Below are 17,222 nucleotides of genomic sequence, written 5' to 3'. Positions count from 1 at the left end.
TAAGCAATAAAAAAGCCAGTTCGTAAACTGGCTTTAATTAAAACGTTAGTTTTGTTGATTGTGCTTACAGTACAGAAATATCCGCTGTGAACATAAATAACGATTGTAACAAACCAAGTATCGCTAAGCGGTTATTTTTTACCGCGTCGTCCTCGGCCATTACCATTACATTGTCAAAAAAGTTATCTATCGAATCACGCAATGTCGCCAACTGAGTCAGACCATTAGTATAATCGCCATTTTCAAATGCAGACTCTACGTCAGATTGAATATCACGAATATTAGCAACTAATATTTTCTCAGCATCATCTGACAATAAAGCATCATTAATAACGCTAAACTCATTTTTGCTGTTCTTGTTAAGTATGTTATTAACTCGTTTACTTGCTGCAGCAAGTGCGACGGCTTCTTCTAGATTTGCAAAGTTCACAACCGCTTTTAAACGTCGTTCAAAGTCTAAAGCAGAGGTTGGGCGCTTAATTTCAACCGCACGAATTACCTCAACTTTAATGTTTTGCTCTTGGTAATAAGCTTGGAATCGTCCTAACATAAAGTCATTTACATCAGATACGACGGCTTCGTTTGTCAGCTTGTCACCAAATAACGCTTTGGCAAATTCAGCTAATTCGCTGAAATCAAGTTCCAATTCTTTTTCAATAAGAATTCGAATGATACCGATAGCTGCGCGACGTAACGCAAAAGGGTCTTTGTCACCTTTTGGATGCTGCCCAATACCAAATATACCCACTAATGAGTCAAACTTATCCGCTAATGCAACTGAACATGCTTCTAACGACGTCGGTAACGCATCACCAGCAAATCTCGGCATGTATTGTTGATACAATGCATCAGCTACTACCAAGTCTTCACCGTCATTTAGAGCATAGTATTTACCCATCACACCTTGTATGTCGGTAAATTCCATAACAACTTCAGTCATCAAATCTGTTTTAGATAGCAAACCAGCACGAGCTGCAAGTGCTTCGTCAGCAGCAATTTTTCCTGCAATATGCCCTGCTAGTTTTGAAATACGTTCAGATTTATCTTTAAGCGTACCAAGTTGTTTTTGAAATAGTACAGAGTCTAAGCTTTCTAAACGAGACTCAAGAGTCGATTTTTTGTCAGTATTGTAAAAGAATTCAGCATCGGCTAAACGAGGACGAACAACTTTCTCGTTACCTTCAATGACTTGTTTAGGGTCTTTACTTTCAATGTTTGAGATAAAGATAAACTTAGGTAATAGCTCGCCATTTTGATCTAACAATGGGAAGTATTTTTGGTCATCTTTCATCGTATAGATAAGCGCCTCTGGCGGTACATCTAAGAAACGCTCTTCGAACGTCCCCACCAATGCAACAGGCCATTCGACTAGAGAGGTCACTTCATCTAAAAGATCAGCGTCTTGAACAGGTTGTGCGTTATTATCGTTAGAAATTTTTGCCATTTGCTCAACAATCATCGCCTGACGTTTTGCATAATCAACTACGACATTTGCCGTTAATAACGTTTCTTCATAAACATCAGCACTGCTAACTTCAATAAGCCCTCTATGATGAAACCTATGGCCCTGTGACAAGTTTGAAGACGTTAAACCCAATACCGTTGCCGGTAGAACTTTATCGCCATACAATGCGATTAGTGTATGAACAGGACGAATAAACTCTTCTCGACCACTTCCCCAACGCATAGGTTTTGGAATTGGCAACTGCTTTAATGCTTTTGTTATAAAGCCTTCAACTAATGATGCCAACGGTTGCCCTGAAATAGTGGCTTTGTGTAGCAGCCATTCGCCTTTGTCAGATTTGAGTCTGCCGGCTTCAGCAATGTCGATACCACAACCACGTGCCCAACCTAATGCTGCTTTAGTTGCATTGCCGTCTGCGTCAAATGCCGCACTCACTGCAGGTCCCCGTTTTTCAACTTCTTTGTCGGCTTGTTGCGATTCAAGTTGATTAACACGTAACGCTAAACGACGCGGGGCGGCAAACCATTCGATATTGTCGTAGCTTAAGTTCGCTGCGTCTAATTGCGATGTTAGTCCGTCTTTAAAACCAAGGGCTAATTTCTTTAGTACTTTAGGCGGTAGCTCTTCCGTACCTAATTCGATTAATAAGTTATCTTTTATCATTGTCGTTAAATACCTTTATTTGGCTACCGGATTAGTGTTATTGCAAAGAGGAAATCCGAGTGCTTCGCGCGCATCATAATAGGCTTGAGCACATGCTTTTGCTAACGTTCGTACACGTAAAATGTAACGTTGTCTTTCTGTTACTGAAATCGCGTGTCGTGCGTCTAACATATTAAATGCATGGGAAGCTTTCATAACCTGTTCGTAAGCAGGTAGTGGTAAACCAGCTTCAATTAGCTTAGCGCTTTCTTTTTCGGCTTGGTCAAATTCATGAAATAAGGTATCAACGTTAGCGTGTTCAAAATTGTAGGTAGACTGCTCTACTTCATTTTGATGGAATACATCGCCATACGTTACCTTACCAAGAGGTCCGTCAGTCCAAACAAGATCATAAATGCTGTCGACACCTTGTAAGTACATCGCTAAACGCTCTAGGCCATAAGTGATTTCACCGGTAACTGGTGAACATTCTATGCCGCCTACTTGCTGGAAATACGTAAACTGAGTAACTTCCATACCGTTAAGCCACACTTCCCAACCCAAACCCCAGGCGCCTAATGTCGGCGATTCCCAGTTATCTTCTACAAACCGAATATCATGTACCAAAGTATCTAGGCCTAATTCTTCCAACGAACCTAAATACAGTTCTTGGATATTTTTTGGCGATGGCTTCAACATAACTTGAAATTGATAGTAGTGCTGTAGACGATTCGGGTTTTCACCATATCGACCGTCGGTAGGTCGACGACATGGTTGCACATAGGCACTGCTCATAGGCTCTGGGCCTAATGAACGAAGAAAGGTCATAGGGTGAAACGTTCCTGCACCCACTTGCATATCAAGTGGTTGAATGATGACGCACCCTTGTTTGGCCCAATAATCTTGTAGTGCAAGTATTAAACCTTGGAATGTATTTATATCGTATTTGCTGCTCATAACTTTTTTCGTCAACTTGACCGTCCATTTATCGCAAGTTTTTAGTTTGTCTAAGACAAGAAAAGCGCAATTCCATTTTGCGCTTTTAAATAATAGTTAACTTGACGTCTCATTAGACGTCTAAGTTAGCAACCTTCAGTGCATTTTGTTCAATGAAGTTACGTCTAGGTTCTACGTGATCACCCATTAATGTAGTGAACAATTGGTCACAACCAATAGCGTCTTCAATTGTAACTTGCAACATACGACGCGCTTCAGGATCCATTGTAGTTTCCCACAATTGGCTTGGGTTCATTTCACCCAATCCTTTATAACGTTGTATGTATAGGCCACGTTTTGATTCTTTCATTAACCATTCAACCGCAGTCGCGATATTTGTGATTGGGAAACGTTTTTCACCACGACGAACATAAGCTCCAGCTTCTAACATATTCAGATTAAGGTCTGAAATGGTAAATAAGCTGCGAAGTTCTTTTGATTCTAAGAAATCACGAGTAAACACATAATCACGGTCTACACCATGTTGACGTACGCGAATTTGAGGAAGGAACAAGTTTCTTTCTTCGTCACGCGTTGCCATAGCAGTGTAGTGAACACCTTCAGATTCGTTATCATTTAGGTATTTAACAAACGATTCAGTCCAATTGGTTACTTCAGTTTCTACTGCCAACTGTTCACGAGTAATTTCATGTTGATACATCAAACCAGAAAGTATTCTTGGATTGATTTTCAGTTTCAATTTAGAAACACTCGATTCAGCTGTATGGAATTGCGTAATAATTTTTTGCAATTCTGTACCACTGATCGAAGGTGCATCTTCATTTACATGTAGCGTACTGTTATCAATTGCTAATGTAGTTAGGTACTCAATTAAGACTTCGTCATCTTTGATATAACGTTCTTGCTTACCTTTTTTCACTTTATAAAGTGGTGGTTGAGCAATATAGATGTATCCACGTTCTACGAGTTCTGGCATCTGACGATAGAAAAATGTCAGTAACAAAGTACGAATGTGCGATCCGTCAACGTCGGCATCGGTCATGATGATGATGTTGTGGTAACGCAATTTCTCTGGGTCGTATTCATCTCGACCGATACCACAACCTAATGCAGTAATAAGCGTTCCAACTTCTTGAGAAGAAATCATTTTGTCAAAACGGGCTTTTTCAACGTTTAAGATTTTACCTTTAAGTGGCAATATAGCTTGGTTTTTACGATTACGCCCCTGCTTAGCTGATCCGCCAGCAGAGTCTCCTTCCACTATATATAGTTCAGATTTACCAGGATCTTTTTCTTGGCAATCGGCCAATTTCCCCGGAAGACCTGCGATGTCCAAAGCGCTTTTACGACGAGTCATTTCACGTGCTTTACGAGCAGCTTCACGAGCTCTGGCCGCATCAATAATTTTCATAATGATGTTTTTAGCTATGCTTGGGTTTTCTAATAGGTATTCTTGTAACTTCTCACCCATTGCTTGTTCAACTGCAGATTTAACTTCAGATGACACCAATTTGTCTTTCGTTTGAGAAGAGAATTTTGGATCAGGAACTTTTACAGAGATAACCGCAGTTAAACCCTCACGTGCATCATCACCAGAAGCAGAAACTTCGATTGAATTTTTGCCTTTGCCACGTGGTTTATTTAAACCTTCAGCACCCATGTAGGTATTAAGAGTACGCGTTAATGCCGCTCTAAAGCCACTTAAATGCGTACCACCATCACGTTGAGGGATGTTGTTAGTAAAGCATAAGATGTGTTCCTGGAACGAATCATTCCACTGCATAGCAACTTCAACAATAATACCGTCATCTTTTTCTAAAGAGAAAAAGAACACGTCATCATTGACCGAAGTTTTATTGGTATTTAAATACTCAACAAATGCTTTGATACCACCTTCGAAGAAGAAATGTTCACTTTTGTCTTCTTCACGTTCATCGGTAATACGAATGGATACACCTGAATTCAGGAACGACAGTTCACGAATACGTTTGACAAGAATATCAAAGTGATAAGTCACGTCAGAGAACGTTTTTGGACTTGGCCAGAAACGAACCTCAGTACCATTTTCAGTAGACTCGCCTATTTCTGCAAGTGGGGCAACCGGAACACCTAAGCTATACTCTTGTTCGTATAACTTACCATTTCGTCGAATTGTAAGTATAAGCTTGTCGCTCAGTGCATTTACAACTGAAACACCAACACCATGAAGACCACCAGATACTTTATAACCTGAATCATCGCCACCAAACTTACCACCGGCGTGAAGTACTGTCATGATAACTTCAGCAGCAGAAACACCTTCCTCTGGGTGAATTTCGACTGGGATACCACGGCCGTTGTCTTTAACTGAAATTGAACCATCAAGGTGAATTTTCACATTAATGTCACTACAGTGTCCTGCTAAGGCTTCGTCGATAGAGTTATCTAAAATCTCGAAAACCATGTGGTGTAGACCTGAACCATCATCAGTATCACCGATGTACATGCCAGGACGTTTTCTTACTGCGTCTAAGCCTTTTAAAACTTTGATACTAGCCGAGTCGTAATCATTTTCTACGGACATAACTGCTCCATACTTTTGGGTGTAACGGTACCTTGTTCCACGTGGAACACGTTGACCGATTCTGTGTAATTTTTAAATTCCATTGCAATTTTATTTTCTATCCCTGTTACAAATATTTGTGCTTCTGAATGTAATAACATTTGAAGCATGGTGCTACGTGTAAATTCATCCACTTCCGATGGAAGATCATCTACCAATAACAACATATTCTTTTTGGTAACATCACGAATGATTTTTACCATCGCTATCTCTAAAAGATAAAACAACATTTTTGCCTGACCACGAGAAAGCTGATTACTGACATCGTCGCCATCTTTAACAAAAACGATATCCGCCCTATTTGGTCCGAACCCAACCTGTTTATAACGTAAATCTTTTTCGATTTGGTCATAAATGAGTTGTTCAAAATTTTCTTCCGACTTACTGAATGTCTTTGGTTTATATTTAAGTTCGACATTTCTAATCAGTATTGCTGTTTCACTGTCAGGTAATTCATTTACCAGTTTTTCAATAGCTTTAGAAAAGTATTTGTCGAAAAATGATTTTCTAAAACTTTCGATTATCTCTGCAGAATCGATAAGGCACTTATACCAATAAAGTAACTCCGTTTTATTAACATTTGGTTTTCTTAGTAACGCGTTTGTCTGCTTATGGACTCTCGCATACTCAGACCATTTTGCTTGGTATTCGTGTTCCACGTGGAACAAACCAAAATCAATAAAACTACGCCGTGCTTTAGGGGAGCTAAAAAAAACGTCAAAGCTTTCTGGTGTGATCACTTGAGTCGGAAATAAAGAAGATGCTTCAGACAAACGAGAAACAACTTCACCATCCAATTTTATTAACGACTCACCTGCTAGTTCTAACCCAATCCCCAAGCGATGTTCATTTCCATGTTGAACAAGGCCTGCACTAACAGCAAAACGCTCACTGTCATTATTGACTAACGTTTTACGTTTAGAAGTGCGAAATGATTTGGCCCGCCCCAAATAAAACAGCGCTTCTAATACACTGGTTTTACCGCCACCATTTTTGCCATAAAACACGTTAACTGTTTTATCCGTAATTAAGTTTGCAGATTCGATATTTCGAAAATTAGAAATAATTACGGATTTTACCAGCATAAGAATTCTATAGTTTCATCGGCATAACGACAAACAAACTCGATGCGTCATCTAACCCTTCAATTAACGCACTACTATTTGAATCCGCTAACATAATTTTTACTGTGTCTGTTTTGATATTATTTAACACATCAATAATATAAGAGACGTTAAAACCAATCTCTAAACTGTCTCCAGTGTAGTCAACCAAAGCCAACTCTTCAGCCTGTTCTTGCTCTGGGTTGTTAGCAGACACTAACAATTCACCTGAAGCCAAGTTTAATCTAACGCCTCTAAACTTCTCGTTAGACAAAATTGATACGCGCTGGAACACATCTTTTAACATCTGCTTGTCGGCAATTATCGACTTATCACCACCTTGTGGTAACACACGTCGGTAATCCGGAAAACGACCATCAACAAGTTTGGTCGTGAAGATAAAACCTTCTTCTACGATCCGAATATGGTTTGTGCCAATTTCAAACTGAATTGAGGCGTCGTCATCTTCTAACAAACGCATAATTTCAAGTACCGCTTTACGAGGCACAATCACTTGTCGCTGCTCTTGTACACCGCCTTCAACACTTTGTTGTGCTAAAGCTAAACGGTGGCCATCGGTCGATACCGTTCGAATTAACGAAGGTTCAAATTCAAAACTCATACCATTGAGATAATAACGAACGTCTTGGTTCGCCATTGAAAAATGGGTGCTTTCGATTAGTGCACGTAAGGTATGACGAGTCATCTGAATAACATCAGAACTATCCCATTCTTCCAAATTTGGGTAATCACTCGCTGGCAAACTCGATAGACTAAAACGACTTTTACCTGCCTTAACGATGACTGAGTGCCCTTCAACTTTAAACTCGATTTCTGAGTTGTCTGGTAATGAACGACAAATATCAAATAACTTTTTAGCTGGAACTGTTATCGCCCCAGCTTGAATAACATTGTCTGGTACAGTCGATGCGACTAATTCAACTTCCATATCAGTACCAGTGAACTTAACCGAGTCTAACGACGTTTCGATTAATACGTTCGATAAGATCGGTAACGTATGTTTTCGTTCAATCGCCCCCGAGACCAAGGTCAATGGTTTTAATAATGAATCTTTACTTATTATTATATGCATTAGTTTATTCCCACTAAGAAGACAAAATTCTAACTAAATTTTGAACGTCTTCTTTTATCTCGTGACTTTCTTCTTTTAATTCTTTGATTTTTCTACAAGCATGGAGGACTGTTGTATGATCTCGTCCGCCAAACGCGTCTCCAATCTCAGGTAAGCTGTGATTGGTCAATTCTTTAGCCAACGACATAGCTATCTGTCTTGGTCTTGCTACAGAGCGACTACGGCGTTTTGACAATATATCAGCAACCCGAATTTTAAAATACTCGGCCACTGTTTTTTGAATGTTATCTATTGTGACTAATTTGTCCTGTAATGCCAATAAATCGCGAAGCGCGTCTTTGACAAAATCAATGGTGATTGGTCTACCTGTAAAATTAGCGTTCGCAATTACGCGATTTAACGCACCTTCTAATTCACGAACATTAGAACGAAGGCGTTTAGCAATGAAAAACGCAACCTCTTCTGGCAATTTAACCTTACTTTGATGGGCTTTCTTCATCAAAATAGCCACTCGAGTTTCTAACTCTGGCGGTTCAATTGGAACATTCAAACCCCAACCAAAACGACTTTTAAGTCTGTCTTCAACACCGTCAATTTCTTTAGGGTAGCGGTCCGACGTCAATATGATCTGCTTGTTCCCTTCAAGTAACGCATTAAACGTATGAAAAAACTCTTCCTGGGAACGGTCTTTCTTAGCAAAAAATTGTATGTCATCGATCAACAATGCATCTAGACTTCGATAGTACCGTTTAAACTCTTCTATCGCATTGTTTTGTAACGCTTTAACCATGTCTTGAACGAAACGTTCTGAATGCATATAGACAACTTTAGCATCTTTCTTATTTGCCATGATGCCATTACCGACAGCATGCAATAAGTGGGTTTTACCTAAACCGGTGCCGCCATAGAGAAACAATGGGTTATATGCTTCACCTGGGTTATCTGCAACTTGCATCGCTGCTGCGCGAGCCAATTGGTTACTATTACCCTCAACAAAACTATCAAACGTATAGTTATCATTTATATTTGATTTATAACTGGCTCTGATATTTGACTCAGACGGTCGCGCTTGTTGTTGGTTGTTATGGTGCTGTTGCTGCGTTGAATGATGAGGCGCATGAGAAACATTGCTTGTCGCAGCCGCATGAGAAACTTGAGGCGCTATTACTGCGGCATTTGATCCCACATCAAAATTTAAACTCGGTGTGCTATGACCGTCACTAAATTGCGATAACAACTCAGTTATACGATTCATATATTTATCACGCACCCAATCCAATACAAATCGGTTTGGTGCATATAAAGTTATGAGTTGTTCGGAGCTTTGTATCTGCAACGGACGAATCCACATATTAAACTGCTGCTGCGATAATTCTTGTTCTAAAATTTGCAGGCAGCTCTGCCAAAGAGACTGATACACGGATAATCCTAAATTGATGTACGGTTATAATTATTTTTGTTTCGAATCACCATACATTATGCCTTATATTTATCCACAAACTCAACCAAGAATGACAATAATATTAATAAAAAAAGGCAATAAAAGAACAGCGCTTACATAAACCGTTTTTACACCTCAAAAACGATATTTTCTAGGCGTTCTAAATGCTTTTGCTATACTCAAACATAGTGCTCTTAACGACAAAGTTATCAACAAAATAACACCTAAACCAGTGTTAATTGTTAATAACCTGTAAATAACTTATTTTTTATCAGGATCTTGTTGACTAATAAAGGATCAATCTATATTATTCGGCGTCCTTTTTTGGGGCCCTGCAGGGGTCGCGACCTGCGGGTTCGAAGGTTCTAATTAACGTGTTTTGTTAGTTAGAAAAGTGATAGTAACATTAACCGATCGGATGGATTTTAACTATGAAACGTACATTTCAACCTACCGTTTTAAAACGCAAGCGTACACACGGTTTCCGTGCTCGCATGGCTACTAAAAACGGCCGAGCTGTATTAGCTCGTCGTCGTGCAAAGGGACGCTCTAGTCTTTCTGCATAACAGTGAAAAGTAATACTTTTCCAAGGGAGTTACGTCTGTTAACTCCCTCGCATTTTTCCCCAGTTTTTGACCGACCTGTAAAAGCGGTGTCAGACCATTTCACATTGCTTGCTAAATATAATGACCTTGATCACCCAAGATTAGGCCTGACCATAGCAAAGAAAAAAGAAAAAACAGCCGTTGGCCGTAATAGAATCAAACGTAACATTCGTGAAAGTTTCCGTTTAAATCAAGATAATTTGCCCAATATAGACATAGTTGTGCTTGCCCGTGATAACATTGGCGACGCAGATAATGCATATTTGCAAAAACAATTGAATAAACTATGGAAAAAAATTAGCTTACGATGCGAACAATCCTTAAAGCGTTGATCCGATTCTATCAAACCGCCATCAGCCCTTGGTTTGGAGCCAAATGCCGGTTCTATCCGTCATGTTCAAATTATGCATTAGAAGCAATCGAAATCCACGGGGCATCAAAAGGTACTTGGTTAAGTATCAAACGTATTCTAAAATGCCAACCCTTAACTGAAGGTGGATTTGATCCAGTACCAAATTCATCAAAATCAAACAAAGATAAAGAGTAATTAGCGTTATGGAATCGCAACGTTCGTTTTTAACTATTGGATTATTGTTAGTCAGTTTCTTGCTATACCAACAATGGCAAGTCGACTACAACACACCGGAGCAAGCAGTTGTTGAAACTGCGCAGCCAATTTTAGCCGGTGACCAACCAGTCGCAACAGGTGACACTGCAAACGCCGTTGACGAATTACCGTCATCAGATTCTGCATTTCCTGCTGTTATGCCTAAAACCAGCAATACCGTGGTTAAGGTTGTTACAGACACACTCGAAGTTCTAATCGACACAAAAGGCGGTGACCTAGTGTCAGCCACTTTACTCGAATATGACTTAACGCATCTGTCTGAAGAAAAATATCATTTATTACACCAGGCTCCGCAATATATTGCCCAGTCAGGTTTAGTAGGTCGCCATGGGCCAGACGCACAAAGTACAGGCCGTCCAGTCTATGACGTTGCGCAAACTGAATGGACAATGACGAATAATTCGTTAACCGTCCCACTTACTTACACTATGGATAATGGTTTAGTAGTTACTAAAACTTTTTACTTCGAACGTGGTAAACACTCAATTGAAGTGAAATTTGAAGTACAAAACCAGTCTAATAACTCTCTAGAAATTCAGCCTTTTTACCAGTTAAAACAAGAAATTGTAACAACTGAAAGTAGCATGATGATGCCAACATATCGTGGCGGGGTTTACTCAACCATTGATGAAGCGTATGAAAAATACGATTTTGACGATATGGCAGATAGCCCACTGAATAAGGCAACACCAGGCGGTTGGATTGGCATGATTGAGCATTACTTTGTAAGTGCTTGGGTTCCGTTACAAACTGAACAAAATGTTATCTACACTCGCATTTTAGGTAATCAGCAAGCTGCGATCATTGGGGTTAAATCACCAGCTCAAATCGTTAATGCTGGTGACACTGTAACAACTACAGCGACTCTATTTGCAGGCCCAAAAAATCAAGCTGAACTTCAAGCTATTCACGATACGTTAGACTTAACAGTCGACTACGGATTTTTGTGGTTTATCAGCCAAATGTTGTTCTCGGCCTTAGTTTGGATATTTGGTGTTGTTGGTAACTGGGGTATCGCAATCATAATTATCACTATCTTAGTGAAAACAGCATTGTTCCCGCTGACCAAAAAACAATATGAGTCTATGGCAAAAATGCGTGCACTACAGCCTAAGATGGAAGAGTTGAAAAAACGTTTTGGCGACGACCGTCAAAAATACGGCCAAGCCACAATGGAACTTTATCGTAAAGAAAAAGTTAACCCGATGGGCGGTTGTTTACCTCTGTTACTGCAAATGCCGATTTTCTTGGCGTTATACTGGGTATTCTTAGAAAGTGTTGAACTACGCCATGCACCATTTGGTTTATGGATATCAGACCTATCTGCACAAGACCCATATTACATCTTGCCAATTTTATTTGGTGCGTCGATGTTCTTGATGCAAAAACTTAGTCCAACGCCAGCTGCAGATCCAATGCAACAAAAAATGATGATGTGGATGCCTGTTATCTTCTCAGTATTTTTCCTTTGGTTCCCAGCGGGACTCGTACTTTATTGGTTTGTTTCAAACGTAATCTCTATCATTCAAATGTTATTGATTTATCGCGGGATTGATAAAAAAGCCGCAGCAAAAAAAGACTAACCATAACAACTTAATGTAAATTGGTTTAAAATTAAAAGGCGACTCTCGAGTCGCTTTTTTAATGAGCGCACTTTGTACAAAATGAGAGATATTATGACAATAAATACGACTGAAACTATCGCCGCACAAGCAACCGCACCAGGCAAAGGTGGTGTCGGTATTATTCGTATTTCTGGGCCGTTGGTAAAAGACGTCGCTCTTGCCATTTTAGGAAAATGTCCAAAGCCACGCTACGCGGACTATTTGCCGTTTAAAGCGCTAAGTGGCGATATTCTTGACCAAGGTATTGCACTTTTTTTCGAAGGCCCTAATTCATTTACCGGTGAAGACGTACTTGAACTCCAAGGACACGGCGGCCCAATCATTCTTGATATGTTACTCCAGCAAATTTGCCAAATAGACAACGTTAGACTGGCAAGAGCGGGTGAGTTTTCAGAACGCGCTTTTTTAAATGACAAGATTGATTTAACCCAAGCAGAAGCCATTGCAGATCTTATAGAAAGTACCTCAGAACAAGCCGCAAAATCTGCTTTGCAATCGCTCCAAGGTGAGTTCTCTAAAAAAATACATGACCTTGTTGAACAGACAATCCATCTGCGCATATATGTTGAAGCTGCGATAGATTTCCCGGAAGAAGAAATCGATTTTTTGTCAGACGGAAAAGTTGCAGGCGATCTTGATAAAATAATAGCCGAACTTGCTGTGGTAAAAAACGAAGCCAAACAGGGCGCTATAATGCGCGAAGGCATGAAAGTTGTTATTGCAGGTAAACCAAACGCAGGTAAGTCTTCCCTGTTAAATGCCTTGTCAGGCAAAGACTCTGCAATCGTTACAGACATCGCTGGAACAACCAGAGACGTTTTAAAAGAACATATTCATATCGATGGCATGCCATTGCACATAATCGATACGGCAGGTCTTAGAGAGTCTCCTGATAAAGTTGAACAAATCGGTATCGAACGCGCTTGGCAAGAAATTGAACAAGCCGATAAAGTACTGTTGATGGTAGATGCAACGGAAAATCACAGTGTAACGCCAGAAGATATTTGGCCAGAATTTATGGCCAAACTTCCTGAATCTATGCCAGTGACTATTGTTCGCAATAAAGTCGACTTGCTTGCCGCTGATCAGCGAGAAATTACCATTGATGGAACATTACCTATCATCTCAATTTCAGCCCGCGAACAAAAAGGAATTGAAGCGTTAAAAACTCACCTTAAAAAAGCGATGGGATTTAATGGTACGACGGAAGGTACATTTATGGCAAGGCGTCGTCATTTAGACGCTTTAGACAGAGCAGAATCCCATTTATTAACGGGGAAAGAACAACTCGATTCGTACATTGCTGGCGAAATTCTCGCGGAAGAACTCAGACTGACACAACAGCATCTAAATGAGATTACGGGTGAATTTAGTTCAGACGATTTACTTGGTCGAATATTCAGTTCGTTCTGTATTGGTAAATAGCATTAAACTTGAATAATTACAGGGAAGTAGTTAAAGCTAGAGATAACAGAGACTATATGTAATGGTATTAATTCATTACTAGGAATATTCTATATTTAAACTAGTATTAGACTCATCAATGGATTCAGGACGTTAAAAAGCAGGAATGGCGCTAATCACTCGATCTAAATGCATAAACATGTTCTTTATGAGCCTTATTGCTCTATTGGCAAATAACCTCATTTCAACCAATGTGTTTGCAAAAACATTACCTATCGGTATTACTCTAAACATGTCCGGGCCAAATGCCCAATCTAGTATCGACTTCAAAAATGGAATTGAAGCCTTTATACATGCCGAAAATCAATCGAAGCGTTTCAATAAATATCAGATAAAACTGCTAGCAATGGATGATATTGGCCAAACGAACCGAGCACTTTCCAATGCTAAAAGGTTAATAACATCTAAAAATGTGTTGGCCCTTTTAACTACAGATATTAGTGAAAACGTTGCTGATCTAGCTAGACTGGCTGGCAATAATAAAACCTTATTGTTATCTGCGAACCATCACCAACAACCCCTTAACATCAAAGATCACAGATACATTGGTTTTTTATCGCAACCCTACTCTGAAATGTTTCGTTCTCTTAACAAAACATTAAAAAACAGCGACACGATTTATGTCTCAGCAGACAATGATTATGACTTCAATGCCATAGAAGATGCGATTCGTTCTATTTCGCTCAAATCAGTAAGAAAGCTAACTAATCAACGCATTCGTGCCCCAAAAACACAAAAAAATTGCACTATTGTTTTTGCAAATAACGTTAACACCACAGCGAATATCCTCGCTGAATTAACCAAACAACAAAACCAGTGCCAAATGCTTATATTACCAGTTGTGGAAAAAACACTATTGCAAAAGCTTTTGGTGGAAAAATACAGTGACACCAATAGTCACAACCTATTATTTGTAAGTTCTGTGCCGCTACATCGCAGAAACCTGCCTTTAATTGAAGAATTTATACGAGACATGAAAGCTTACAGCCCACAAGCGCCCTATTCTCACCAAGCTTTAAAAGGCTATCTATTAGCTAAAATTGCCATCGACTCGATGTTTCAGAGTGTCAACAAAGTTCATACTGATTCCTTTATAGAGATCATCACCTTGCCATTTCAGCTTATAGATCAGGTGGTTGGCTGGGTAAAAGATCCAAATTCAAATATAAGTAAAACCACCGTTGTTAACTCATTTTCCTATTTAAAACGTTATGACATAGGCCTAGATAAAACCATCAGCGTGTATAAAGATCGTGTTCTGATAAAAAAAACCTGGTTGTCAAAATTAGATCAACAACAGCTAATTACAAACCAAATTGACAACAAGGATCAGAATTGATGCATTTAAATTTGGGTGACAAAATTATTGCCAGCGGTAAATTGCGATTTCCGGTACTTATCGCTCTTGCTATCGCTTTTAGTGCATTATGGTTAATATTTACATTTATTTTAAGCAGTTGGTCTACTAAAGAAAGGCAACAAGATTTGGCCGAATTAGTTGAGCAGGTAGACGACCAACTATATCAAGTGGGTGAAGATTTAAGATATCAATTACTCAGCTCTGCAACATTATTAGCCTCTCGAAATCCAATAATTTCAGCGATTCAATCAAATAACGAAGAAGCGCTACAAGATACTATAAAGGTTTTTCATCGTAACTATTCAAGCCAGGCGCTAATTGAACAAATTCAAATATATTCCGTAAACGGAGATCTTTTAGCTAATTTTGGCGTTGGCAGCACTTACTATAACCAGGCGCCGCATCACGATACACTTTACGCTGAAACCGATTCAGCGACCGGCATTAATTTAAATCTCGATGGCAAATTAAACATTTATGCCATTGTCGGCATTTTTTACAACAATACAAAAATTGGCTATGTACAAGTTACAAAGCCACTAATTGATACGGTGCAAGACGTCTCTGCACTAAATAAAGCCAATTTATACCTTTTTGCCGACAAAGCTAAAATATCTAAAAACGCAGTAAGTCGTCACTACAATCAACTCGGTATCATCAATCATTGGGATAATTTTACGAATTTAGTATTAATGTCCCCGATTCAAGGCAATATCAATCTTCCAATGCTGGCCGATGTGCTCGATGACGTTATGACCACCGATGCTCCGGATTTAAAATATATGCGAGACCAAGTTGGATTTGGCGACAAAATATTTAATCTCGCTTTGTTCCCAGTTAATGATATCGACGGAAACTACTTAGGGCGCGTACTGTTGCTCAAAGATATAAGTGCAGATACACGAAGTTACCAAGTTTCACTAACAGTCACGTCAATTTCTTTTGGTGTCATCATGAGCTTTATATTCATCTCGTTTTGGTACTTTTTAGGAAGAATTGAAAATAATTTGTCTGAATCTGAAGTTAAAATTATCCAGGCAAAAATTGACGCTGAAAACGCCCGTGACGAAGCTGAAGAGGCTAAAAAATTAGCCATACAAGCGAATCAAATAAAGTCTGATTTCCTCGCTAAAATGAGCCACGAGCTACGTACACCACTCAATGCAATTATTGGCATAACAGAAATGATGTCAGAAGACGCTAATGAGACTAATGATGAAAATTATATTGAACCGTTAGATCGAGTATTGCGCTCCAGTAAACATTTACTCGCTCTGATAAACGATATTCTAGACTTATCAAAAATTGAAGCGGGTAAAATGGAATTGCACCCTGAAGTATTTGATATTGGCTACTTTATAAATGACGTAAAACGCTCCTGTGAAGCACTTGCACTAAAACAAGACAACACATTAATTGTTGAAATAGAACCCAATATTGGCGATTTGTTTACTGACGTAACTAAACTTAGACAGGTCTTGTTAAACCTAATTAGCAACGCCTGTAAATTTACCGAGAACGGTACTATTCGAATGACGTTGAACAAACTGGATATCGACAGCATTGCTCATATTCAATTTGCCATCTGTGACAATGGAATTGGGATGGACAAAAACCAATTGTCAAAACTGTTTAATGATTTTCAACAGGTAGACTCATCAGCCACCCGCCGCTACGAAGGCACTGGACTTGGTTTATCGATCAGTCAAAAACTAGCCAATTTAATGGGTGGCAATATTACAGTCAAAAGTGAAATTGATATCGGCACAAACTTTTATGTCACTATTCCAGTTGCTATGCCACTAACTGTTGAGAACACAAATAATACGTTAGATAACTTAGAAGAAACCGAAAGCCAAGACGACTCAACTCAAACAGATACCAATTTATTGCTGATAATTGACGACGACCAACACATGATAGAGTTATTGAAGTATCACCTTCAAAGTGATTCAAACGAACTCGTGCCCTATGCAATTCAAACCGACATAGCTGAATTTAGGTCTGCCAAACAGCCAAGTGTGTTTATCATCAATTCTTTAATTAACAAGCAACTAGCTATGAATATAATACAAACATTAAGTAAAGATGAAACATTGAATAACGTGCCAATTGTTGTAATCTGCGAAGAGCTAGACAAACAAACTTATCTAAATCTAGGCGTCAGGCACTGTTTATTAAAGCCCATTAATAAAAGTAACATAGGTCTAATATTTTCAGAGTATTTAAGTTAACGA

At 39.2% G+C, this 17,222-nt stretch carries 13 protein-coding genes; 7 read left to right on the top strand and 6 right to left on the bottom strand.

The window, feature by feature from the left end; genetic code table 11:
* Positions 1-64 precede the first annotated feature (64 nt).
* The 6 genes from glyS to dnaA all read right to left on the bottom strand — a co-directional run bounded on the left by glyS (position 65) and on the right by dnaA (position 9,282).
* Complete coding sequence (glyS, locus tag KO525_RS14580; RefSeq protein ID WP_215964557.1) at positions 65-2,128, bottom strand: glycine--tRNA ligase subunit beta; 2,064 nt, start codon at positions 2,126-2,128, stop codon at positions 65-67.
* 15 nt (positions 2,129-2,143) lie between these two features.
* Positions 2,144-3,064: a glycine--tRNA ligase subunit alpha gene (glyQ, locus tag KO525_RS14575; RefSeq protein WP_215964556.1), complete on the bottom strand. Its 921-nt coding sequence runs from the start codon at positions 3,062-3,064 to the stop codon at positions 2,144-2,146.
* Between the two features lie 112 nt (positions 3,065-3,176).
* Positions 3,177-5,627 carry a DNA topoisomerase (ATP-hydrolyzing) subunit B gene (gyrB, locus tag KO525_RS14570; RefSeq protein WP_215964555.1) on the bottom strand — a complete coding sequence of 817 codons (2,451 nt, stop codon included), beginning with the start codon at positions 5,625-5,627 and terminating at the stop codon, positions 3,177-3,179.
* Positions 5,618-6,751, bottom strand: coding sequence for a DNA replication/repair protein RecF (locus KO525_RS14565; protein WP_215964554.1), 1,134 nt, complete (start codon positions 6,749-6,751; stop codon positions 5,618-5,620). Before KO525_RS14565 ends, gyrB begins: the two co-directional genes overlap by 10 nt.
* Positions 6,752-6,758: 7 nt before the next feature.
* Entirely contained in the window at positions 6,759-7,862 is a 1,104-nt protein-coding gene (dnaN, locus tag KO525_RS14560) for a DNA polymerase III subunit beta (protein ID WP_215964553.1), read from the bottom strand.
* Between the two features lie 13 nt (positions 7,863-7,875).
* Positions 7,876-9,282 (bottom strand): chromosomal replication initiator protein DnaA, encoded by a 1,407-nt coding sequence (dnaA, locus tag KO525_RS14555; RefSeq protein ID WP_215964552.1) that lies wholly within the window; start codon positions 9,280-9,282, stop codon positions 7,876-7,878.
* A gap of 452 nt (positions 9,283-9,734) precedes the next feature.
* Here dnaA and rpmH point away from each other — a divergent pair, with 452 nt between their 5' ends.
* The 7 genes from rpmH (at position 9,735) to KO525_RS14520 (ending at position 17,219) form a co-directional block, all read left to right on the top strand.
* On the top strand, positions 9,735-9,869 hold the full coding sequence (gene rpmH, locus KO525_RS14550; RefSeq protein ID WP_215964551.1) for a 50S ribosomal protein L34: 135 nt from the start codon (positions 9,735-9,737) through the stop codon (positions 9,867-9,869).
* Between the two features lie 2 nt (positions 9,870-9,871).
* On the top strand, positions 9,872-10,240 hold the full coding sequence (gene rnpA, locus KO525_RS14545) for a ribonuclease P protein component (protein WP_215964550.1): 369 nt from the start codon (positions 9,872-9,874) through the stop codon (positions 10,238-10,240).
* Positions 10,216-10,455 (top strand): membrane protein insertion efficiency factor YidD, encoded by a 240-nt coding sequence (gene yidD, locus KO525_RS14540; protein WP_215964549.1) that lies wholly within the window; start codon positions 10,216-10,218, stop codon positions 10,453-10,455. The genes rnpA and yidD overlap by 25 nt, the downstream gene beginning before the upstream one ends.
* Before the next feature lie 8 nt (positions 10,456-10,463).
* A complete protein-coding gene (gene yidC, locus KO525_RS14535; RefSeq protein WP_215964548.1) occupies positions 10,464-12,119 on the top strand; it encodes a membrane protein insertase YidC in 1,656 nt (551 codons plus the stop codon).
* A gap of 93 nt (positions 12,120-12,212) precedes the next feature.
* Positions 12,213-13,586 carry a tRNA uridine-5-carboxymethylaminomethyl(34) synthesis GTPase MnmE gene (gene mnmE, locus KO525_RS14530; protein ID WP_252736805.1) on the top strand — a complete coding sequence of 458 codons (1,374 nt, stop codon included), beginning with the start codon at positions 12,213-12,215 and terminating at the stop codon, positions 13,584-13,586.
* A 187-nt stretch (positions 13,587-13,773) separates the two neighbouring features.
* Positions 13,774-14,964, top strand: coding sequence for an ABC transporter substrate-binding protein (locus tag KO525_RS14525; protein WP_215964547.1), 1,191 nt, complete (start codon positions 13,774-13,776; stop codon positions 14,962-14,964).
* A complete protein-coding gene (locus KO525_RS14520) occupies positions 14,964-17,219 on the top strand; it encodes an ATP-binding protein (protein WP_215964546.1) in 2,256 nt (751 codons plus the stop codon). The genes KO525_RS14525 and KO525_RS14520 overlap by 1 nt, the downstream gene beginning before the upstream one ends.
* The last annotated feature ends 3 nt before the right edge of the window (positions 17,220-17,222 follow it).

The sequence above is a fragment of the Psychrosphaera sp. B3R10 genome, assembly GCF_018861025.1.
GTDB lineage: Bacteria > Pseudomonadota > Gammaproteobacteria > Enterobacterales > Alteromonadaceae > Psychrosphaera > Psychrosphaera algicola.
The sequence above is the reverse complement of the archived record's forward strand: the minus strand, read 5'-3'. Positions and strand labels throughout refer to the sequence as shown.

Excerpts from the sequence above, each read along its gene's own strand:
- glyQ (WP_215964556.1), bottom strand. The coding sequence starts at position 3,064 with ATGAGCAGCAAATACGATATAAATACATTCCAAGGTTTAATACTTGCA.
- rpmH (WP_215964551.1), top strand. The coding sequence starts at position 9,735 with ATGAAACGTACATTTCAACCTACCGTTTTAAAACGCAAGCGTACACAC.
- mnmE (WP_252736805.1), top strand. The coding sequence starts at position 12,213 with ATGACAATAAATACGACTGAAACTATCGCCGCACAAGCAACCGCACCA.
- dnaN (WP_215964553.1), bottom strand. The coding sequence starts at position 7,862 with ATGCATATAATAATAAGTAAAGATTCATTATTAAAACCATTGACCTTG.
- gyrB (WP_215964555.1), bottom strand. The coding sequence starts at position 5,627 with ATGTCCGTAGAAAATGATTACGACTCGGCTAGTATCAAAGTTTTAAAA.
- KO525_RS14565 (WP_215964554.1), bottom strand. The coding sequence starts at position 6,751 with ATGCTGGTAAAATCCGTAATTATTTCTAATTTTCGAAATATCGAATCT.
- yidD (WP_215964549.1), top strand. The coding sequence starts at position 10,216 with ATGCGAACAATCCTTAAAGCGTTGATCCGATTCTATCAAACCGCCATC.
- glyS (WP_215964557.1), bottom strand. The coding sequence starts at position 2,128 with ATGATAAAAGATAACTTATTAATCGAATTAGGTACGGAAGAGCTACCG.
- KO525_RS14525 (WP_215964547.1), top strand. The coding sequence starts at position 13,774 with ATGAGCCTTATTGCTCTATTGGCAAATAACCTCATTTCAACCAATGTG.
- KO525_RS14520 (WP_215964546.1), top strand. The coding sequence starts at position 14,964 with ATGCATTTAAATTTGGGTGACAAAATTATTGCCAGCGGTAAATTGCGA.
- yidC (WP_215964548.1), top strand. The coding sequence starts at position 10,464 with ATGGAATCGCAACGTTCGTTTTTAACTATTGGATTATTGTTAGTCAGT.